The 21,363-nt window shown below is 46.6% G+C and carries 15 protein-coding genes; 7 read left to right on the forward strand and 8 right to left on the reverse strand.

Going from position 1 to position 21,363, the window contains the following annotated elements:
- Positions 1-380: 380 nt before the first annotated feature.
- Entirely contained in the window at positions 381-923 is a 543-nt protein-coding gene (locus AC5JLB_RS30400) for a transposase (protein WP_495877554.1), read from the reverse strand.
- A gap of 2 nt (positions 924-925) precedes the next feature.
- Positions 926-1,234 carry a transposase gene (locus tag AC5JLB_RS30405; RefSeq protein ID WP_495877555.1) on the reverse strand — a complete coding sequence of 103 codons (309 nt, stop codon included), beginning with the start codon at positions 1,232-1,234 and terminating at the stop codon, positions 926-928.
- Positions 1,235-1,720: 486 nt separating this feature from the next.
- Here AC5JLB_RS30405 and AC5JLB_RS30410 point away from each other — a divergent pair, with 486 nt between their 5' ends.
- From AC5JLB_RS30410 to AC5JLB_RS30420, 3 genes are read left to right on the forward strand one after another with little or no spacing between them, the layout of a single operon-like run.
- On the forward strand, positions 1,721-2,842 hold the full coding sequence (locus AC5JLB_RS30410; protein WP_495877556.1) for an iron-containing redox enzyme family protein: 1,122 nt from the start codon (positions 1,721-1,723) through the stop codon (positions 2,840-2,842).
- A gap of 60 nt (positions 2,843-2,902) precedes the next feature.
- On the forward strand, positions 2,903-3,676 hold the full coding sequence (locus tag AC5JLB_RS30415) for an SAM-dependent methyltransferase (protein ID WP_495877557.1): 774 nt from the start codon (positions 2,903-2,905) through the stop codon (positions 3,674-3,676).
- 21 nt (positions 3,677-3,697) lie between these two features.
- Entirely contained in the window at positions 3,698-4,540 is an 843-nt protein-coding gene (locus tag AC5JLB_RS30420; protein WP_495877558.1) for a glycosyltransferase family 2 protein, read from the forward strand.
- Between the two features lie 117 nt (positions 4,541-4,657).
- Here the strand turns inward: AC5JLB_RS30420 and AC5JLB_RS30425 are convergent, their stop codons facing one another.
- The 3 genes from AC5JLB_RS30425 to AC5JLB_RS30435 all read right to left on the reverse strand — a co-directional run bounded on the left by AC5JLB_RS30425 (position 4,658) and on the right by AC5JLB_RS30435 (position 8,752).
- A complete protein-coding gene (locus AC5JLB_RS30425) occupies positions 4,658-5,782 on the reverse strand; it encodes a hypothetical protein (RefSeq protein WP_495877559.1) in 1,125 nt (374 codons plus the stop codon).
- Positions 5,783-6,015: 233 nt separating this feature from the next.
- Entirely contained in the window at positions 6,016-7,365 is a 1,350-nt protein-coding gene (locus tag AC5JLB_RS30430) for a PrsW family glutamic-type intramembrane protease (RefSeq protein WP_495877560.1), read from the reverse strand.
- A gap of 340 nt (positions 7,366-7,705) precedes the next feature.
- The gene (locus tag AC5JLB_RS30435; RefSeq protein WP_495877561.1) at positions 7,706-8,752 is read right to left on the reverse strand and encodes a hemerythrin domain-containing protein; all 1,047 of its coding nucleotides are present in this window, start codon (positions 8,750-8,752) and stop codon (positions 7,706-7,708) included.
- Positions 8,753-9,039: 287 nt separating this feature from the next.
- On the opposite strand from AC5JLB_RS30435, the gene AC5JLB_RS30440 reads away from it, so the two are divergent.
- The 3 genes from AC5JLB_RS30440 to rnc all read left to right on the forward strand — a co-directional run bounded on the left by AC5JLB_RS30440 (position 9,040) and on the right by rnc (position 11,314).
- Positions 9,040-9,516: a TspO/MBR family protein gene (locus AC5JLB_RS30440; protein WP_495877562.1), complete on the forward strand. Its 477-nt coding sequence runs from the start codon at positions 9,040-9,042 to the stop codon at positions 9,514-9,516.
- 753 nt (positions 9,517-10,269) lie between these two features.
- Positions 10,270-10,500, forward strand: a complete 231-nt coding sequence (locus AC5JLB_RS30445) for an HNH endonuclease (RefSeq protein WP_495877563.1) — start codon at positions 10,270-10,272, stop codon at positions 10,498-10,500.
- A gap of 130 nt (positions 10,501-10,630) precedes the next feature.
- Positions 10,631-11,314, forward strand: coding sequence for a ribonuclease III (rnc, locus tag AC5JLB_RS30450; RefSeq protein ID WP_495877564.1), 684 nt, complete (start codon positions 10,631-10,633; stop codon positions 11,312-11,314).
- A 116-nt stretch (positions 11,315-11,430) separates the two neighbouring features.
- On the opposite strand, the gene AC5JLB_RS30455 is transcribed toward rnc, so the two are convergent.
- Together AC5JLB_RS30455 and AC5JLB_RS30460 are read right to left on the reverse strand one after the other, a co-directional pair.
- Positions 11,431-12,552, reverse strand: a complete 1,122-nt coding sequence (locus AC5JLB_RS30455) for a Rossmann-fold NAD(P)-binding domain-containing protein (protein WP_495877565.1) — start codon at positions 12,550-12,552, stop codon at positions 11,431-11,433.
- A 112-nt stretch (positions 12,553-12,664) separates the two neighbouring features.
- The gene (locus AC5JLB_RS30460) at positions 12,665-13,453 is read right to left on the reverse strand and encodes a class I SAM-dependent methyltransferase (protein WP_495877566.1); all 789 of its coding nucleotides are present in this window, start codon (positions 13,451-13,453) and stop codon (positions 12,665-12,667) included.
- A gap of 838 nt (positions 13,454-14,291) precedes the next feature.
- Between AC5JLB_RS30460 and AC5JLB_RS30465 the strand changes: the two genes are divergently transcribed.
- Complete coding sequence (locus AC5JLB_RS30465; RefSeq protein ID WP_495877567.1) at positions 14,292-19,841, forward strand: trifunctional serine/threonine-protein kinase/ATP-binding protein/sensor histidine kinase; 5,550 nt, start codon at positions 14,292-14,294, stop codon at positions 19,839-19,841.
- Between the two features lie 325 nt (positions 19,842-20,166).
- Here AC5JLB_RS30465 and AC5JLB_RS30470 read toward each other — a convergent pair whose 3' ends face one another.
- Positions 20,167-21,126 carry an aldo/keto reductase family protein gene (locus AC5JLB_RS30470; RefSeq protein WP_495877568.1) on the reverse strand — a complete coding sequence of 320 codons (960 nt, stop codon included), beginning with the start codon at positions 21,124-21,126 and terminating at the stop codon, positions 20,167-20,169.
- Positions 21,127-21,363: the final 237 nt, after the last annotated feature.

The raw sequence follows: 21,363 nt of genomic DNA on the forward strand, positions 1-21,363 counted from the left end.
GTAGATACGCTTAAATCTTTTGTGCTTCTGTCCGAACTAAAGGGGTCACTTCAACCCTCTTCGGGGAAATGGAGACAACAAACTTCATCGACGTTCTACCTCAAGAATTTGTAGGAGGTCAAAAAAGTACCTCAGTGTAGATGCTTTCGCTATCTCAAGTAGCTGCACACCTATATACGGTCCGATAGATGTGTCAACTTGATATATACGTAGGAATTTAATCAAACTTAACTTTTAATTAATCTAGCCTTAATAAAATACGAGGCTACAGGCTTTTGAAGCCACAACTCAGTTCGTGGCCATTAAATCGCAGACTGTTACCAAAAAGAGGCTGTGGCTCAAGTTCAAAGGAGCAGAGTGTATAGAACCCATTTGAGATCTCAGGCGGTAGATGCAAGACGTTTCAGCATCAGCCTGACAAAGCAGAGGTTGATTTTGGCAGTTGCATGACTCAAGGAGCGCTCAAAGTTCTTCACCAAGCTCTTACACCGTTCCATCCAAGCATTGGAGCGTTCAATGATCCACCGCTTTGCCACTGGCACAAATCCTGATTTGCCCTGCGCTGCCTTCTGTTGCTTTGAGGGTTTGGAGGAAAGCTGAAACCGAATCTTCGTCATCATCTGCGGATAAACTTGCTCTAACGCCGCTACCAAATGCTCGACGTGATAGCCGTGGTCGAGCAAGATGGTAATCTTCGGGATGTTGACGGGTTTCGACTTGAAATAATCGATGTTGAGCGTCAGCATCTCAATCAATCCAGCATCATCGGAGACATTGGCTTTGGTGCAATGGATGAAAAAGGGAAACCCCAATGTGTCAACGGCAAGATGCCGCTTAATGCCATTGGTCGATTTGTAGAAACAGAAGCCTTTTGACTCGACACTCGCCGTACAGGTATTTTTGACCGCTTGAGAATCAATCATGATTAAGCGAGTCCACTGCGGTTTTTTTTTACCTGTTCTCGCACTTGCTCATGTAACACCTGCTTCAAGGTTTCGATGGCTCCAGCCGCGCGCCACTGTTTGTAATGCCAATAAACCGTTGAATAGGGCGGCAAGTCTTTCGGTAAGTCTTCCCAATTACAGCCATTCTTCAGTTGATAAAAGATGCCATCGAGGATTTGCCGCGTCGTCCAGCTACTTGGTCGGGTTCGTTTCTTTGGCGGCAGTATCTCAGGCAGCAGGGGTTCAAGAATTTCCCATTCTGCATCAGTGAAGCTGCTCGAATATGCCATAGGACGAGATCTTAGAGTTGGATGTACCTTATCTCTTTATTATAAAGATCCCAAATGGGTTCTATAGAAGACTAGGGCTTCCAGATTAGAAGGAAGCGAAAAGTATGCCTGCTCTGCCCAAGATAAAGGCTCCTGCGATCGCGGTTAAGTTTAACCTCTGCTTAATCTCCGTTAGACAAAAGCCTCCGTGCCAATCCTGTTGCTTTCCCTATTGTTTTCCACATTCGTAAAACTACTCGTACAACGATTCTTCTGATTTTGCCAACGGTTTAGCATCATTGCTCTTGGTTTCGCTAAGGGTTAACTAATTTGAAAAGCGGAACATACGGAATATGAAAGTCATTCATCTTCTTAAAGAAAGCTCCTATTAAACCCGAAGTGAAACTCTGTCCTTGGATGAGTTGATCTCTCTCTTAGGAAGCTACATTTGTGAACTGTAATAAATAATTATGAGAAGTATAAAGTAACAGAAAAGCAATAAGGTACATGCAAGGCAGTCTAGCTACGCCGTTAAAAACGCGGGAACTTATTCCAGCTACAACTCAGGCGCAAATCCAAAATCCATACTACGAAGCGGAAAAAAGCTTCGGTGCGTTAATTGAGCTTGAAGATCTCGACCAGCAGCTTGATCACCCTATTGCTCAAATCAGCGATTTCGAAACAACGCTCAAGCAAGCGTTGACAGAAGCCTATCAAACGCCGCAGGGTTCGGACGATGCCCATTGGTTCATCCAACGAGTGTTGTACCGGATCAATCGACTCAATCTTTTTTGGTACGACGATCTGAGCCATTACACCAACGAGCGATCGCTGTATCTGCAAAAGATTCGGAATCAGATCGAAGCCGCTTGGCAACAGTGGGAACTGTCTCACGTCGATGCCGAGAGTTATAAGTCACTTGACTTTAAGCGAGCGCTGAGCAATCGCTACGAAGCCGATCTTAATCCTGCTTTATCTGACGATGCGATCTATTTAAGAGAACGCTTGTCGTTTGAGGGATATCGTTATTTGATTGCGATCGCATCCTTTGATGGGCTGATCGAATCGAGTCGGCTTACCCGAATTTTGGGTGGGGCAGCCAACGAAGTACAGGCAACCCTGACCAGAGTGCTGATTGAGGAATATGGCAACGGTCGTCTGTCTCGAAAGCATTCGACATTTTTCGCGCTGATGATGACCGAACTCGGCTTAAACACGCAGCCCGAGGCCTATATCGATCTCGTTCCCTGGCAAGTTCTTGCCAGCACAAACCACAACTTTTTGCTCACCGAATGTAAGCGGCACTTCCTGCGCTACAACGGGGGTCTAGCTTACTTTGAAGTTGCTGGGCCTTCTGCCTACCGCAACTATCTCGCCGCCGCTCAGCGCCTCGGACTCTCCGATGACGCTATGGGATATTGGGAACTCCACATCCGCGAAGACGAGCGACACGGACGCTGGATGGTTGAAAACGTGACGCTGCCGCTAGTGGATATGTATCCCAACGAAGCGTGGCAACTGGTATTGGGCTACGACCAAGAAAAGATCATGGGCGAACGAGCGAGCGAAGCAGTCGTGGCACGGCTGCGTCAATGGGAAGCTGAGCCGCTGCCTGTGGTTTCTCCTTAAAGCGAGCTTAACTTTAAGCAAGCTATGACGGGTGCAACGCATAATTTATGGGATGACTCTATGACACTCACTGGATCTCGCGTGCGGCGATCGCACGTCACTTCTCAGGGATTACCTGATGCAACTCCTGCTTACTCTCAGCAGGAAGTGTTTTTCTGCCCTGAAGAATCTCATTTCTATTCTTATTGTTTAGAGCGATTAGTATTTAATCGTCATCGCGATTCCAATAGCATTATTGAATTTGGCTCTGGTGATGGTAGTCCTGTTATTAATGCGCTGATGCGGAGCCAGTTTAACGGAACGATTCAGGGTTACGAGCTAAATCCTTCTGCTCATCAAGTTGCTTGTTCTAGAGCCTCTCAGTGTGAACTAGACCAGAAGTATGTTGTTCACAATCAGTCGTTTTTTGACGCTGATGCTCCCAATGCAGATTGTTTGATTGCCAATCCGCCTTACTTGCCTGCCCCAGATAACAACATCTGTATGCCTCTGTTACATGGTGGCGACGATGGCGCGACGATTACAAACAAACTTCTGACGTTGGATTGCCCCAACGCCATGCTGCTGATCTCTAGCTATTCAAACCCAGTAGAAACCATCGAACATGGACTGGATCACGGATATGCAGTTGCAGATTTTATGGTGACGCCGCTTCAGTTTGGTTACTACAGTTCTGAGCCAAAGGTGAGAAACTGCATTTCAAAACTGCGTCAAAATCAGCAAGCGTTCTATTCTCAGAATATCTATTTTCTGGCTGGCGTTCTGTTTACAAAGCAAGAACTTGGTGCGATCGATATCTCTAACGAGTTGATCAAAGTGATGACTGCTTTGTGATATTTTACCAATGCTTCTATCATGGCAACTGTTGATATCCTCATTCCTACTTACAATCGTTCAGCAGCGTTGGCAGTGACGTTGACGAGTTTGATCGCTCAAACCTACAAGGATTTTAGAGTCATCATCTCCGATCAGACCGAAAGTGTGGATGCCAACGGCGAATGTCAAGGGGCTTTTGCTGCTGGAGAGGTGCAAGCCGCACTGCGAGTTTTGCACTCAGTTCTTGGTTCCAACCCCGACGCCATTCAAACCCATCAGCACTTGCCTCGACGAGGCATCGCAGAACAGCGCCAGTTTTTGCTCGATCAAGCCACAGCACCGTATGCTCTTTTTCTAGATGACGACCTAATTTTGGAGCCTTTTGTTGTTCAGCAACTGCTGACTACTATTCAAGAGGAAGAATGTGGTTTTGTTGGCAGTGGCATGATTGGACTGAGTTTTAGTGATGATGTGCGTCCTCACGAGCAGGCAATCGAGTTCTGGGACAGATCTGTTCAGCCTGAATCAATCTGTCCTGGAATGCCGCAGTGGGAGCGCTGGAAACTCCACAATGCAGCGAACCTTTATCACATTCAGCGAAATTTTAACCTGAATCCAAAGCAACCTCGCACCTATCGAGTCGCTTGGGTTGCAGGATGCGTTTTATATGACGTGGCAAAAATTCGCAGTGTAGGAGGCTTTAGCTTCTGGCACGATCTTCCCGAGAATCATTGCGGTGAAGATGTGTTAGTACAACAGCGAATTATGGCGCGGCATGGCGGATGTGGCGTTCTTCCCTCTGGAGTTTATCACCAGGAATTGAAGACAACGATTCCCGATCGCAGCAACAATGCACCCGTAATGCTTCCCTTAGCAACCTAACACCAGCAAAGTAAATTTACCCATAACATAAATGGCTGCCTCAATCTCGAAGCAGCCATTTATGTTATGGGTGGAAGGATTCATAATCAGTCAATCTTGATTACGAATCCTTACCAATTAGAATCCGCCGAAGTTGTAACCAACCCCTACTCGAATTCCGACAGCCGCTTGTCCTGTTACAGAAGCGTTAACGGCTGCTGTTGCTGTGAATTGACGCGAGATAGGCACATCAACACCGCCTGTTAATAACAAAGCAACATCTCCACCATCGCCCGTTGAGACTGCTGCGCCAATTCCAACATATGGAGCGATCGGAACACCTAGCGCACCTCCTACTGGACCTGCCGGACCTGCGCCAAAGTTAAAGTCATAGGTGATGGGAAGCAAAATAGTCACATCATCCGAAAACTGAACCGATGGACGAGCTGAAAAAGAACGGGTTAAGCCAATCTTACTAAAGAGTTCAAAACTGGTCTCGCCCAGCGCCGTGTCGCCATCACCAACACCAATGTTAGCGCCAATACCCACATAGCTAGAACCAGAACGAGTTGCACGACCCGGTGTGATCTGCGGTATTAGGTTGTTGTTTGGAGTTGTGGTATCTGGTGTTGTACCTGGAGTATATTGTGGCGTTACAGGCGTGGTTGAATCCGGTGTAGTCGTTCCCGGTGTTGTTGAATCCGGTGTAGTCGTTCCCGGTGTTGTCCCAGGCGTAGTTGAATCCGGTGTAGTGGAAGGCTGGGTTTGCGGAAATGTGGTATCCGGCTGGGTTCCACCAGGCGAGATAATGGTTGGACTGGTCGTGTTCGGAGCAATACCACCCGGAACCGTATCAGGAACGGTAGATGGGTTGCGTGTACCAGGCGTGGTTGCAGGAACACTTGGAACAGCATTCGGATCGGTAGTCCCGGGACTCGTTGCACCCGGATCAATACGCGGAACCGTATCAGGAACGGTAGATGGGTTACGTGTACCAGGCGTAGTCGGTGAACCCGATGAACCATCAGTAGACTGTGCTAACAAAGTTGCTTCGGGAGCTTGGCTTAATAGTGCTGATGCTTTTGTGACCGAGTGACCTGGAATAGGAGCCGCAACTTTAGCAGAGGCTTGTGGTTTAGTTCCTTCTAGATATGAAGCGTTCGAGTCTGACCGTATAACTTGATTGGATAAGACAGAAGTTGCATCTGTGGCGTCTGGTTCTTCTGCTTGCGCTTTGACAGTTCCAGCAAAGACCGTAAGCATAGCGATGCTTAGCGGTAGAAGGATTTTTTTATTAACTAGGTTCAGGGTCATAGGTTCTGCTAACGTCCGAAGCGTTGTGCGCTTGTGGGTAGGAAGACAGGCAATAAAGCTCAGTCTTTAGCTATGAGCGTAGAGCGTTCAATTTCTTGGAACCTCTCTCTAAAGAAGGAAAATCTTTTGGCGAGCAGGTTATAGAGTATTCAGGATTAGCAAAATCCTTTAGAATCAAGCTTCTAGCCTTTCAATCGGGTTGCAAAGTTTTGCGATCGCGTCGGCGATAAGCTACGGGCTTTTAAGATAGCTGCCGCTAAAAACGCATAGGATAGGATGCCCACCAGCGCTAGAACAACCGGGCTAACCCACCCCATTGCATTCCAGAGCGCATGCAGTCCAGCGGCAGTCAGATAGCCAATGGTCAGAATCACAGCACTTTGTTTCGGCTTTAAAACACTTAGTCCAATGAAGTAACCCAGATAGCCGCTATAGGCCATATGACCCGAAATCGACCCCAGCAAACGAGGAATGAGGAGTTGTAGACCTCTCAATTGATTCACTCCTTCACCGACTTGTAGCGTCGTATTTTGAATGATTTCTGGAACATACTGTCCCAAGGTTTCTAGCAGCGTAAATCCAACAGCAGACGCGGCCCCCAGCAAGATACCGTCCAATGGCTCCCAGATGCCAACGCGACTATTCCACGGCGCGGGCAAAAATCGTCCGATCGCAAATAACGCAAGTAGAGGAAGCGCCTTCAGCAACTCTTCCATCAAGCCTGCACCAAAAAACATCCGAATCAGCAGCACTAAGAAACTGATTGATTCTCCATCTTCTGGTACGCGTCCGGGCAAGACTTGTCGAAACAGCCAGATCGACAAGGGTAAAACCGGACTGCTGAGTAGAGCAATTGTGCCTAATGCCGCTGCGACCGGAACCCACCACGGTTTGTGCTTACCGCAGAGTTGGTAAACAAAATAGTAAGCGGCTAGGGCTAGATATCCAGCAATGAGCAAATTGAAGACGATCGCCTGTCCAACTGCCAAGAACATCGCTACCACAAATCCGATAGTGATCATACTCGGCGCGAGATAAGCTTTTTGCGTCAAATCTCGCCCTGTGGAGAGGATCGGAAACAGTTGGGTAAACGTAACTCTTTCTTCGACGATAGGAGCGACAGGAGTATCTTGAGGAGGTAAAGTCAAGACTTCGAGGGTCTGAGACTGATGCTCTTGAGCGCAATACTCGAAAATATATTCAGGCCCACTCTGTCCTAGTGTGATGCGATCGCGGCTTTGCAACATCTGGCAACCGCGCAACCGTTTTCCGTTCAAATACGTACCATTCGAGCTATCAAGATCACAAACCCACCACCTTGACCCTGTTCCTGGCTCGGCAGCGGGGCGAATCTCGACATGACGCCGCGACACAGAAGCATGTAAAACCGGATCGACCACAATATGACAGCGGGAATCTCGCCCAATTGCCACAGTATGGTCAGCATAAAGGGGATAGGAGTGCTTGGAAGCAGGTTTACCGGGGGTCGGCACGTGCCGCAAGCTTGCGATCGCAGATGATTCACCCGTCATTTCACGGTGTCCAGCAGTTGGCGTTCACCACAGTTATTCAATGTGAAAAATGAGACTCCAGGAAGGATGGGCAACATTCTACACTTAACCTTGTACAATTTTGCTCCCATCCTACGCCGCCTCATTAACAATTTACTCGTTAAAAGACGACTGGTATGAAGAACTGAAGCGTGAAGACGGCTTGAATAGTATGGCTGAGATCGTTGGCTTCTCCTTCTTACAACACCTACCGAGGCAGTTGAACTGCTCGGTTTAGGGACTGAAAAATTGAGTGAACCTATTGTTAGCGTAAGTCAGAACAAGGTGCGCTACCTGTGATAACGCACCTAAATCATTACAGTTACTGCATTGATGTTGACATTTCTTGCTGAACCTTGGTTTTCGCCGCTTTGAATTCCGTCGCCATTTGCTCTTTTTGTTCGCTGCTACAATTCTTGTCGATCGCAGCAAACATGGTGCTTTCTTCTTGGCGAATATGATCGCCTAGATGTTCCATGAGATCTTTAATTTTCGAGCGGAACTGATCGGCAGAGGCAGGATCCATTGCCTTAATTTCATCAAGCATGGGTCGCCATTCGGCTTGCTCATCGTACAATTCCTGAGTGTTATCATCCCCGTAGAACGATCGAATTCTTGGATAGACCACTTCTTCTTCGGCTTGAGCATGTACCAATATGTCTTTATAGAGTTGCCCAAAATATTCCTGCAACTTTTGCGGATCTTTTGTTGCGCCAATTTCAGTAAAGATCGTATTCACTTTGTTGTGATCCAGCCTAATCAAGGTCTGGATGTTCATATCTTCTTTGTGAGTGTTGTGAGTCAGCACACTGCCTGCAACCCCAGATAGGGCTGCGATCGAGTCTTGTACCCGTGCCCACAGACCTTGATCAGCATCTTGTCCAGTCATTTCCCGTACACCTACCTGTTCGAGTAGGCCTTTGAGTTGCTCTTGATGAGCGCGACTCTCAAAGTTGACGGTGTTCAACGGCGCGATCGCGACTTCAATATCTGCGCCGACTTTCTGAGCTGCTTTGTGAATCGTGATACCACTCATGGCTTGACCATGCTTCGCCAGTTCATGGTGAAGCAGTTTTTGATAGAACGCAAACTCATCGTTAGACATCATTTGCTCGAACTGCGAGATAAAAATCTTGGTGGCAGCACTTGGTTCAGCTTGAATGCCATATTGCACGATTACCGTCTCAATGATGCCCAGGTTTTTCTGGTCATCGTCGAGCATCGTTTGCAAGCGATCGCGAACATCGGAGTACTGGCAAGCATCGATTAATTTCTGATCATTTGAAAGAATTGCACTTTGAAAGGCTCTCAGATCGGCTAAGCGTTCACCAATCATCATCCGCTTTGTATCATCTAGTGTTGTCACCATGATTAGTTCTCCTACGTAAGCAATTTTTTTATCAGTATCTAATCCACTCAAAGAGCAAAGATTAAGTCCCTCAATTTTGAGCAGGATTGTGGTTTCGTCCACCCAACTCCAGTTAGATGTTTGGCTTAACTCTTCTTATCTCTTGGCTTAACTCTATAGACTTATACGAGGTGAATTGTCAGTAGATGCCCATCTTGAGAGTGAGGAATGCTTAGAGTTCAATTTCTAACATTAATACTATGGAGAGGAGCAGCACAGATGTGATTTGAAATTGGGAAGGTACAGATATGAAACCTTGGATAATCATCGCCAGTGTTGCGTTTTTGGTTTCGCTTGGAAGTCTTTTAATTCGACCACGCCAAGATTTGCGATGGGTGAAACGGTTAGATCTTCCTCCCTGGTTAGCAATGGTTCAACCGTTGATTCCGCTGATTTGGACGATCGCATTTACCTGTGGCACATGGTCTGCTGTTTTGGTGTGGCTTGACGAACCAGGAACGCTCAAAACTTGGTTGCTAATGGGCGTATATTTGCTGGTCGAAATTGTTACGGTTTCCTACATTCCCTTGACGCTACGACTGCGGAGCTTGGCGATCGGAACAATTATTGGTGGACTAGGGGCAGTTTTAGGAATTTTGCTCGCGATCGCTGTGTCTTTCACATCAGGGCAGGCAGCGTTGCTTCTTTTGCCTTATATTCTTTGGAGTCCCATTGGAACTTACGCAACCCAAGAAATGATTGACCTCAATCCAGAGGCAATTTAGCTGCTCAGATTCAGGAATGGCTTAATGAATAAGTGCGCTACTGTGAAGATGTATTTCAGCAGAACAAGCTCAAGAACACCATGTGAAACGATTTAGACAACGACGTTGTCTAAATCGTTACTATGAACTTTCAGCGCTGGAGATGTTAGCAGAAGTTTCAGAATATGCTTTATGTTAGTAAGTAAGTTCGCGATTGCAAAACGGCATATTGCTAAGACAAACTATTGACTATCAAACTGAGCAGGTTCTCGCCTGTTTTTCAAGTCGCAATGGTTGCACGATGTAGTATTTGGATTACTCATCAACCGCTATGAATTTAGTTGAGTAGTTTGAACTACACCATCCCCACGTCTAGAACATCACCGCCTATTCTTAGAGTTCTAATTGTTCCTTCCACAGAGCCTGAATTTAGATCAATTTCAGATATTGACAAGCGAATTTGTGTGTGCTTCGATAGAGCTATGCAGACGAATATCAATCCTTGGTGTTCGTCTCATGGGCATTACCTCCGACTCTCAAATTAATGCATATCCGATATTCTGGGTTAGCGTTTATTTGAATGGTTAGACAAATCTCCCAAGTAAACGCTAGTTCAGCATGTTGGATGTGCACTGGTGTGAGGCTTGGAGGTAATGCGCTTGAGACGCTTACCGCTAGGTAAAAGGGTATGTGGTGACCTTATTAATTTGGTCGGCATAGCTCGTCTATTTGATGTTCCGATGCTGCTGTAAACGTATTGAAGGTTAAAACAGTATGCATTCTAAAAAACAACCAAGCAAAAAGGAACAACTCGTTCGCTTGTATGGCTCGTACTGCTGGTGGTGTGGTTGTTGCTTGCCTTTGGAGAAGTTGACTCGTGAGCATTTAATTCCTAGAAGTCTTGGTGGAACCCACTCTCTAGAAAATTTGCGGCTTGCTTGTTTCCCTTGCAATAATTCTCGCGGTAACAGTCTCTATCCGCCTCAGTGGAGGAAGAGAAATTGATTCCACCTATGCTCTTTTTAGGAAGCTGAGTTTGAAAAATTAGGCTTCCTAAAAAGTAGTGTTTTTTGCTTTAACTTAATAGAGCCGTTCCTATAAGACAATTTTAACTAGGATTATAACGAGGGAAAAAATGCATAAGTTCTTGATTTTTAATGACGAAAAGCTGCTGCGGCGTGCGTTAACACACCGTTCCTATGCACATGAGAATCCTGGAGAAACAGAACACAATGAGCGACTAGAATTCCTAGGGGATGCCATTCTCACATTTTTAAGCGGTGAGTATCTTTATCAGCGTCATCCAGAGATGGGAGAGGATGAAATGACGCGACGGCGATCAGCTCTTGTAGACGAAAAACAACTTGCCAAATTTGCAATTGAAGTAGGTTTAGACTTCAGGATGAGACTGGGGCAGGGCATGATTCGAGATGGAGGCTACCAAAATTCAAACCTTTTGAGCAGTACTTTTGAAGCTGTTGTTGGAGCTTACTATTTGGATAATAGCCGCAGTATTGAAGCAGTTTATTCTTTAGTTAAGCAGCTATTTGATTCTGTGCCCGAAGGGGTTGTTATATCCCGATCAACTATAGATTCTAAAAACCGATTTCAGGAATGGGCACAAGCAAATGGTGCAACAACTCCTCCAAAATATATGACAGAAAAAGTAGGTGGAATGGATCATGCTCCAGAGTTTATTGCTAAAGCTTACGTCGGCGATAAGCTCTATGGCGAGGCTAAAGGACGCAGTAAAAAGGATGCAGAAAAACAAGCAGCCGAAGATGCACTGACAAAGCTGAAGAAACGAGGCTTGCTGTAAGCTCATAAAGAAGTAATCTGCACCCAACCATTGCCCTCCATCAAAAATATCGCCCTAAAATCCCAGATCTGATTGAACAACCCTATGGTTAAAAGGCTTTGACCAATGCCCCAGAATTAACGCAAATCCAACCAGACCTGTGCTGGGATCTCTTCCAACTCCGACGAAAGCAGGAACGTTCCAGGTGGAAAATCGTTAGAAACTAATTGCTCTAGCAAAATAAGTGCTTCTGCAAATAGAAATTCAACAATTTCATCAGGAACGCTACTGCCCACAAAGTTAACAGGATAACCCTGATTCACCAGGTAGAGAATGCGATTTGGGAGATGGTAGGCTTGCACATGGGGATGAACAAACTCCGTCCATTGTGCCTGAGTATGCAAGTAGTCCAGATCAATCTCGATTTTTTTTGAACTGGCACTGACCAGAATAGTGCGATCGCTCAACCGATCAATCACCTCTGGCGTAATCGAACATACCCCCGACGCGCCAATCACAATCGAAGCCCGATCGAAGCTATCCAGTTCATCTTGCAATAGGAAGCCGTCCAACTTCAGGGCTACCTTCTTAATCACATCCACATCGTGTGCGGCAACGACGACGTTTTTTGCTCGTAGACTGCGGCATACTCCACGCCCGACCCAGCCATAGCCATTGACGAGAGCTAACCGCCCTGCGATCGCATAGCCAATCTCACGCAGAATTGTATCTAGAGACAGCACCACTGCATCTCCGACATAATCGCCTTCAATCTCCTTCAGTCTTGTCTCAGCACAGTTCAACTGAGGAATTAAAAGATCGTCAATACGCTGTGCCGCCCATACTCCTTGCTTCGTAATTTCAACACTTCCTCGAACACTGTTCGAGTATTCCCGATAGTGGTTGTGGAAACACGTGATAGCATAACCACCCACCTCATGGAGAAGCAGTTGGTGATCTGCTTGACGACATCGCTCAAGGCTATCCTTCAATTCAGTCTGAATAGTTGCTTCCAACTCATGGAATCCTGGTGTCAACACTCGAATTCCATGATCCTGCAACGCTTTCACGACTTGTTTCTTGCCAGAGTAGCTAATGCCAATCACAACATCAATCGGAAAAAACTGGTGGGAGGTCAGCAGCAACCGCAGCGTATCTTCATAGAGATGCTGCACCACAAACTGGCGGCAGCTAGGATGAGGTTTGATGCCTACTCGTCGAGCCACCTCACCCAAAAAATCGGGATGGAAAGTATTCATTGTGCATCCTTGTGATTTGTTCCACAGTTGATTCTTGTGCGCCAAGCACAGAGAAGTTAAGTTTCAACTTCAAATTGCATCATTTGAAGTTGAAACAGTTCAAAGCTAAGATTTAGGACTGGGAATTGGAGCGAGGCACTTCGCAAACAAACAGAACATCGTTTGTCCACTGCCGGAAAAATGGCAGTCCACCGAGCAAACGACTGAGATGCCAATCTAAAACCCGTAGAAATGGCTGTTCCAGGGTCTTCTCGCGCAGTTGCTTAAACAGACGCATGAGGAAGGGAATCTTTTCATAGCGGCGGTGGAACATCACCAGGTAAGGAATGACCGAAATCAATCCAACCCCGTGGCTCTTACGAACCTTCAGTTCACAACTTAGAAGGTTATACCATTCGTCTTGACGTAACCGAATCTTGTGTTCTTTGTAATGCAAATGCTTGAATTTGAATCGGTCTAACCGATACATCTGCGGAATGGTAACAACAACAAGCCCGCCTGGTGGCAAAATTGAACAACACGCTTCAAGAATTTGGAGAATATCGATTTCGAGTCCGTCAAGATGCTCCAAAACATCTAGTAGAAAAATGACGTTAGGCTGCCACGGAAGTTTTGAAATGATTTGGTTGGATTCCCGAATGTCTGCCAAGATGTCAGGTGAAAATGGAGACTCATAATCCACGCCACAGTATTGAAAATCGACACCCAAATTAGACAGATAGCGTAGCGCAATTTTGTCAGCACAACCCAGATCAAGGATGCGGGGATGTTCAATATTGGCTTCCTGCAAAGCTTTGGCAATCAGCCGAAACTTAACGTAATTGAACAAGTTTTCATCCTTAGCCGACAGAAGGCGATCGACTAGGTAGGAAGAATGAGCCGTTCTTGTGGACAATACCATACGTGTTCTTACCTGTAGATGTTGCTTGACCGATACCAGTTGAAGCACCTCAGCAACTCGGTAACTGCGCGAATTTCTCATACGCCTCTTTCACGCACTTGATAAAGCCGTGTAGGAAAGTATTAATTTCGCGAAAACCTTATACGAGAGGGGCCTTACGGAGCGTGCTTAGTCTTACAGAGCGTGCTTAGTCCTACGGAGCATACTTACGGAAGAATCTAGAATTAGGATTAAGAAAGCTAAGAACACTGAAGCTGTTCGATAGAATAACCTACTCACCTGCTAGCCTATAGCGAAATTTCTCGGAGAATGTTATTTGCGTAGATTCACTGAGAAATCTAGAAAAAAGGGGCTTTTTCCTAAATTTTATTTAGGAATACGTAGATTTATTTCAAATTTTTCAAGAAATCTTCACTGCTTTAGCTTGTACTTAGAACTATCAAGTAATATCCGTTTTATTACTTAGAAAAGAATTACGGATATTCTCTAAAAGCTTAATAACATTGGAATAAATCTGGGCTAGAGAGTTAAACAGAGAGACTGAACAGAATCTGCAGGCTGTTATATAAAGCACTTAAGAAACGGTTTAAACACGGATAAAAAATCGAGTTTTCATACTTAGGAAGTCGATGTGTTTACTGTTTAAGTAAAATTACTGAATTCTCTGATTCATATGTTCAATCTTGCTATGCGGCTTAAGTATAATTACGAATTTTACAAAATTTTTATTAGTATAGTTACGCTTTACTGACAAATCTATCCCTCAAGACAGATGAAACGACCCCGAAGCTGGGAAAACTAGCGCAGTTAACTAGCTATACTTAGTCATTAAAGGATCATGATGAAGCAGATTCAGATCCAGGGGTATCAAATTCGAGAAACTATCTACGACGGTTCTAGAACTCTCGTTTATTCCGGCTATCAGGAATCGAAGCAACGAACTGTTGTGATCAAGTTACTCAAAAACCCTTATCCCAGCTTCACAGAACTGTTGCAGTTCAAGAATCAGTACACTCTGATCCGACAGCTTGATTCACCGGGAGTGGTTCGTCCTTATAGCCTCGAGCCTTACCACAATGGGTTTGCTCTGGTGATGGAGGACTTTGGCGGAATTTCGCTGAAGGAGTATAGTCCTATCAAAAACCGAGGCGGTAGAGAGTCGGGAAGCGTAAAGTTTCTGGCGGAATTTCTGCGGATTGCGATCGCCCTTGCTGACATTCTCGATCGGCTTTATCACCATCGCATCATCCACAAGGACATCAAGCCTGCCAACATTTTGATCAATCCCACCACGGGGCAAGTCAAGCTGATTGACTTTAGCGTGGCGTCCCGGTTGCCGCGTGAAACGCAAACCCTCACCAGCCCAAACGTTTTAGAAGGCACACTGGCCTATCTCTCGCCCGAACAAACGGGGCGCATGAATCGCGGCATTGACTACCGCACCGATTTCTACTCTCTGGGCATTACCTGCTTTGAACTGCTGACGGGTCGGTTGCCCTTTCATTCGGATGATCCGATGGAGTTGGTGCACTGTCATATTGCTAAACAGCCTCCGACAGTTCATCAACTCAATGCCGCCATTCCATTAATGGTTTCAGCCATTGTCAGCAAACTGATGTCAAAGAATGCGGAAGACCGATATCAGAGCGCTCTGGGCTTGAAGCATGATTTGGAGATCTGCCTGCACCAGTGGCAAGATCACGGAACAATTGCTCTCTTTCCATTGGGACAGCGAGACATCTCAAATCACTTCATCATTCCCGAAAAACTTTACGGTCGAGAGCAAGAAGTGGCCCAGTTGTTAGCCGCATTTGAGCGAGTGACACAGAGCCAGGAGTCAGAGACGTCTTGCTCTGTGGCCCTTACGTCTCATTCCTCAAGAAGCGAACTCGTCCTCGTTGCGGGCTTCTCTGGTATTGGCAAGACTGCTGTGGTCAACGAAGTTCACAAGCCCATTCTGCGGCAACGAGGCTACTTCATTAGAGGCAAGTTTGACCAGTTCCAGCGCAACATTCCCCTTTCCGCTTTTGTGCAGGCATTTCGCGATCTGACAGGGCAATTGTTGACTGAAAGCGATGCTCAGGTAGAACGGTGGAAACTCAAAATCTTGAAAGCGTTGGGCGAAAATGCTCAAGTGATCACTGAGGTTATCCCAGAGCTAGAGCGCATCATTGGTGAGCAAGTCCCTGCTCCAGAATTGGCGAGCAGTGCAGTGCAGAACCGCTTCAATGTTCTGTTCCAAAAGTTCATCCAAGTCTTTACAACACCCGACCATCCCCTGGTGATTTTTCTCGATGACTTGCAGTGGGCAGATGCAGCATCGCTCAAGCTGATGCGACTGCTCATGAGTGGCACTGAAAGTCACGATTTACTACTCATTGGAGCCTATCGCGATAACGAAGTTTCCCCCAGCCATCCGCTGATCCTATCAGTGGACGAGATCTGCGAAGCCGGAACGCCTGTCACGACGATCGCTCTAGCGCCCTTGACTCCAGCCCATGTCAATCGTCTGATGGCAGATACCCTTAATTACACGTCAGCAGAAGCACAACCCCTCAGTGACCTGATCTATCGCAAAACCAACGGCAATCCCTTCTTCACGACCCAATTCCTCAAATCTCTGCATGAGGACGGTCTGATTGCCTTTGACGTTAAGATCGGCAAGTGGCAATCTAACCTAGAGCAAATCAAAATCCTGTCCCTAGATGCTGACATTGTGGAGTTTATGCGGCTTCAGTTGCAGAAGTTGCCCGATGCGACTCAAACTGTCCTCAAGCTGGCGGCATGTATCGGCAACCAGTTTGATCTAGCGACCCTATCTGTTGTCTGTGAGCGATCGCATAACGAAATTGCCAAAGATCTATGGGTTGCCTTGCAGGAAGGATTCCTCTTGCCGACTGGGGATGAGTACAAGATGTTTCACGATGGCGATGAGGGTTCCTTAATCATCGGTAGCCAGGACGCATCTGACCAGTCACCCAATTACAAATTTTTCCACGATCGCGTTCAACAAGCAGCGTATCTGCTCATTCCCGATGAGCAGAAACAGGCCACTCATTTACGAATCGGTCAACTGCTGAATCAAATTGCTGAGGAGAGAGATGAGAAACTCTTTGAGATAGTCAATCAACTAAATTTAGGTGCAGCATTAATTAGCGACCCGACCGAGCAGCAGAAGCTAGTGCGACTTAACCTACAAGCAGGGCGCAAAGCAGTGGCGGCAGCAGCGTACAGCGCAGCATCTGGCTATTTCACCATTGGGCGGAACTTGCTGCCAACGGATGCTTGGGAGCGAGAATATGAGCTAACACTGATGCTGTATTCAGAAGCAGTAGAGGTGGCTTACCTCAACGGTGAACTGGAGCAGATGGATCAACTGACGGAACAGGTGTTGCAGAAAGCTAGAACGTTGCTGGATCAGATTCAGGTTTATGAGATCAAAATTCAAGCAAACATTGCTCAGAATCGACTAGCAGAGGCATTGGCACTCGCTTTATCGGTGCTGCGCCTGCTGGAGGTTGACCTGCCAACGGCTCCTACCGCGTCGGATGCTGAACATGCTCTGCAACACATTCAAACGGCGTTGGTCGAACGAGAGCCTGATGCGCTCATTCATCTACCTCTGATGCAACTGCCTGAGAAACTGGCAGCAATGCGAATCTTAGCTACGCTGATCTCAATTACGTTCGTGTGTTTTCCGCCCCTGCTGCCCTTAGTGATTTGTGAGAAAGTAAACCTGTCTCTGAAGTATGGAAACTCCGAGTGGTCTGCTTTTGCCTACGCGAATTATGGGCTTTTGCTGTCTACTACAGGAGACACTGAAACCGGATATCAATTTGGACAACTGGCAATTCGTTTATTAGATCAACTCAATGCTAAAAGCATTAAGGCGAAAACTTTCACGATGGTCTATGGCATGACCGTCCACTGGCAGCAACTTCTAAAAGCCTCACTAGATCCTCTCATGGAAGGGTATTACACGGGATTGGAAACTGGGGATATTGAGTATGCAGCCTACTGCATTCTGCATCACAACGAGTATGCCTACTTCTGTGGACGGGAACTCAATAAACTGGCAGAACAATTTGCGACTCACAGTAATGCACTGGCTCAAATCAAGCAAACTCACACACTGACCTATCACGAGATTTATCGACAGGCTATCTTGAATTTGCTCGAATCGCCGGAGAACCCGACTTGCTTAGCAGGTGAAGCGTATGACGAAGAACGGTTGCTGACACTTCATGAGCAAGCAGATGACCGATACGCCCTGTATCAGGTCTATCTCAACAAACTAATTTTGAGCTATCTATTAGGAGACGTTGAGCAAGCCGCTCACTTCGCAGAACTAGCAGAACGCTACATTGACGGCGTCTCAGGCTTGTACTTCGTCCCGGCGTTCTACTTCTATGATTCACTCGCAAAATTAGCCATTTATGCAACGGCAACCGGAACGGAGCAGACGACAATTTTGGAGAAGGTGCAGAGCAACCAGGAGAAAATGTTGCAATGGGCAGGCTCTGCACCGATGAATTTTCTGCACAAGTTTCACCTCGTTGAAGCAGAGCGGTGTCGGGTCTTGGAACAATTCACGATCGCAATGGAGCAGTATGATCATGCGATCGCTGGAGCAACTGCGAATCATTTCCGCCAGGAAGAGGCGCTCGCTTACGAACTGGCGGGCAAGTTTTACCTGGAGTGGGACAAAGCCAAAATTGCTCAGGTCTATCTAACGGATGCTTACTATGCCTATGTTCGCTGGGGCGCAAAGACAAAGGTAAATCACTTAGAGCAGGAATATCCAACGCTGCTCACCCTTGTATCGCAACCTGAAAGAACTCCACTCAAACGAAGTGCGATCGCCTCTACTACAACGACCAGTTCTGGCTTAAGTAGCAGTTTAGATGGTTCTAAAGCCTTGGATTTGACGACGGTGATCAAAGCCTCTCAAGCCCTCTCAGGCGAAATTCAACTCGATCAGTTGTTAGCCAACCTGATGCGCGTGGTCATTGAGAATGCTGGCGCACAGAAAAGTGTGCTGATGCTATACCAGGATAAACAGTGGGTAGTTGCAGCCCAAGCTGGCAATGAAGCTGAGGCAACGATGCAATTGCCCGTAGGAGGAACAACTTCGCAACTACCCATTCCAATCGAGTCTAGCCGCGTGATGCCACAGTCTATTCTCAACTACGTGGCTCGTACCTTTGAAACCCTAGTGATCGCCGATGCCCGGACGGAAGCGCCCTTCTCAACCGATCCTTACATCCTTGTACAGCAGCCCAAAAGTGTCCTGTGCATGTCGATTCGGAATCGGGGTGAACTCATTGGAATTCTATATCTGGAAAATAACCTGACGCTAGGGGCGTTCACTAGCGATCGCATTGAAGTCTTACAACTCCTGATGGCCCAGGCAGCGATTTCTCTGCAAAACGCTACACTTTACAACACTTTGGAACAAAAGGTTGAACAGCGCACCCAGGAGTTAAACGAGAAAAATCAACATCTTTCCAAGGCATTAGCAGATCTGCAACAGGCTCAGACTCACTTAATCCAGACCGAAAAGATGTCTAGTCTAGGGCAGATGGTAGCGGGAGTCGCGCATGAAATTAATAATCCAGTCAACTTTATTCACGGCAATCTCGTTCACGTGCAGGAGTATGCTCAGGATTTGATGCACGTCTTACAGCTCTATCAAAAGCACAGTGCGCATTTGGCTCCTGAAATTCAAGCAGAGGCGAGCGAAATCGACCTAGACTTTTTGCAGAAAGACCTACCTAAGACTCTAAAGTCTATGAGAGTAGGAACCGATCGGATTCGGCAAATCGTGCTGTCACTGCGAAACTTCTCACGAATGGATGAAGCCGAATTTAAGTGCGTTGATCTTCATGAAGGTATTGATAGCACGCTCATGATTTTGCAGCACCGTTTAGACGCTAGAGCCGAACGCCCAGAGATTGAGATTATCAAAGAGTACAGCCAGTTACCCCAGGTAGAATGCTATCCCGGACAACTCAATCAAGTGGTGATGAACATTCTGGCGAATGCGATCGATGCCTTAGAGGAGGCCGATGCTAAGCGAACTTATCAGGAAATCAAAGAGAACCCTAGTCGAATTATCATTCGCACATCGGTCAGTCAGTCTCAGTCAGTCAAGATTGCAATTCTGGACAACGGACTGGGGATGCCAGAATCAATCAAACAACGAATCTTCGACCCGTTCTTTACGACGAAGACTATTGGTAAAGGAACAGGGATGGGGATGCCCATCAGCTACCAAATTGTGACTGAGAGACACGGCGGCAAACTAGAATGTTTTTCTACTTTTGGCGAAAAGACCGAGTTTGTGATTGAAATTCCTATCCGACAACGAGCTTATGCAGTCGCTTAAGGATCATGGATTAAATAAAGCTGGATTCGCCCTCACCCCAACCCTCTCCCGTAGGAGAGAGCAAGACTCTGGTTCTCCTTCTCCTACGGGAGAAGGGGTTAGGGGATGAGGGCAACCCGGAGCTATGCAAGTGTTGGAGTAATTCAATCCACGATCCTAAGACAGTTCTGGAGTCAATCATCTCGCTGCTTTAAGTGCTGCTTTGCTGGAGCCTGCACAATGACCAATGTAGCAACGGTTATGGCTGCTAGCAATTGCATTTTCTCATTCTGAAATAGCACAAGTTACTGTTCTCTAACCTAAGCAGACAACGGTAATTTGTGCATTATCGGGCACTTGTTTGAGACAGAGTAGGCGCAAGCACTTGATCAATTTCTTGTAATACCTCATCACTCAGTTGAACTCCAGATGCTCCGGCATTATCTGCTACTTGTTCGGGACGAGTTGCCCCAATAATGGTAGAAGACACCCGCTCATCCCGTAATACCCACGCTAGCGCTAACTGCGCCATTGTAAGGTTTAATCGCTGGGCGATCGGCTTCAGGTTTTGCACAGCACTTAGGGTGCGATCGCTCCGTAAGTCTCCCATAAACCCATTCATCTGATCATTAGCTGCGCGAGAGTCTTGAGGGGGAGCTTCTCCCGGTTTATATTTTCCGGTGAGAACGCCTTGTGCCAAGGGAGACCAGACAATCTGACCTATGCCATTCGCCGCACATAAGGGAAACACTTCTGCTTCTGGTTTACGCCGGAGCATGGAATATTGCGGCTGGCTAGAGACAAATTTTTCCACATTAGGCAAATTCAATGCGGCTTGAATCTGGGCAGGACTCCACTCACTAAAGCCAATGTAACGGGCTTTTCCTTGCTGTACTACCTCCGTCAATGCTGTCATCGTCTCTTCTAGAGGAGTATTTACGTCATAACGATGGCACTGATAGAGGTCTACATAATCGGTGCGGAGGCGCTGGAGTGAAGCATCAATTTGCTTATGAATCTGGGCAGCAGATAATCCCTGATCCGTGTCCGACATTGGAAAAAAGATTTTCGTTGCCAAAATGTATGAGGTGCGATCGATGCCTTGCAACACTTCACCCAGCAATGATTCTGCAGCCCCTCGTCCATACACATTGGCAGTATCGATAGTGTTAATGCCCACATCAAACGCTTTGTGAATGCACGCTTCAGCTTGTTGCCGTTCCACGCCGCCACTGTAGGTTAGCCAGGAGCCTAAAATCAGCTCAGAAACATTGAGATCGCTACTGCCAAGTTGTCGATATTTCACGCTTGTATCCCTAGTTAAAAGACTAACGACTGGTTGATTGCTTAATCAATTAAACGTAAAAGATTAATCGTGACTTCGACATCACTCATCTGGTATAGCGCACCCTACAAGGTATATCTCGCTGCCAGATTGGGTAGCTAATCTTATGACGACACTTGGCTGTAACACGACCCTACCCTCACGAGGATCTGTCGCCCAAGTGAAACAAAATGGGGATCACCCGCCGACTTCCTTAAA

The sequence above is a fragment of the Myxacorys chilensis genome (assembly GCF_059505265.1).

What these genes read in the sequence shown, in the direction of transcription:
- AC5JLB_RS30400 (WP_495877554.1), bottom strand. Translation starts at nt 923, where the DNA reads ATGATTGATTCTCAAGCGGTCAAAAATACCTGTACGGCGAGTGTCGAG.
- AC5JLB_RS30405 (WP_495877555.1), bottom strand. Translation starts at nt 1,234, where the DNA reads ATGGCATATTCGAGCAGCTTCACTGATGCAGAATGGGAAATTCTTGAA.
- AC5JLB_RS30410 (WP_495877556.1), top strand. Translation starts at nt 1,721, where the DNA reads ATGCAAGGCAGTCTAGCTACGCCGTTAAAAACGCGGGAACTTATTCCA.
- AC5JLB_RS30415 (WP_495877557.1), top strand. Translation starts at nt 2,903, where the DNA reads ATGACACTCACTGGATCTCGCGTGCGGCGATCGCACGTCACTTCTCAG.
- AC5JLB_RS30420 (WP_495877558.1), top strand. Translation starts at nt 3,698, where the DNA reads ATGGCAACTGTTGATATCCTCATTCCTACTTACAATCGTTCAGCAGCG.
- AC5JLB_RS30425 (WP_495877559.1), bottom strand. Translation starts at nt 5,782, where the DNA reads ATGCTTACGGTCTTTGCTGGAACTGTCAAAGCGCAAGCAGAAGAACCA.
- AC5JLB_RS30430 (WP_495877560.1), bottom strand. Translation starts at nt 7,365, where the DNA reads ATGACGGGTGAATCATCTGCGATCGCAAGCTTGCGGCACGTGCCGACC.
- AC5JLB_RS30435 (WP_495877561.1), bottom strand. Translation starts at nt 8,752, where the DNA reads ATGGTGACAACACTAGATGATACAAAGCGGATGATGATTGGTGAACGC.
- AC5JLB_RS30440 (WP_495877562.1), top strand. Translation starts at nt 9,040, where the DNA reads ATGAAACCTTGGATAATCATCGCCAGTGTTGCGTTTTTGGTTTCGCTT.
- AC5JLB_RS30445 (WP_495877563.1), top strand. Translation starts at nt 10,270, where the DNA reads ATGCATTCTAAAAAACAACCAAGCAAAAAGGAACAACTCGTTCGCTTG.
- rnc (WP_495877564.1), top strand. Translation starts at nt 10,631, where the DNA reads ATGCATAAGTTCTTGATTTTTAATGACGAAAAGCTGCTGCGGCGTGCG.
- AC5JLB_RS30455 (WP_495877565.1), bottom strand. Translation starts at nt 12,552, where the DNA reads ATGAATACTTTCCATCCCGATTTTTTGGGTGAGGTGGCTCGACGAGTA.
- AC5JLB_RS30460 (WP_495877566.1), bottom strand. Translation starts at nt 13,453, where the DNA reads ATGGTATTGTCCACAAGAACGGCTCATTCTTCCTACCTAGTCGATCGC.
- AC5JLB_RS30465 (WP_495877567.1), top strand. Translation starts at nt 14,292, where the DNA reads ATGATGAAGCAGATTCAGATCCAGGGGTATCAAATTCGAGAAACTATC.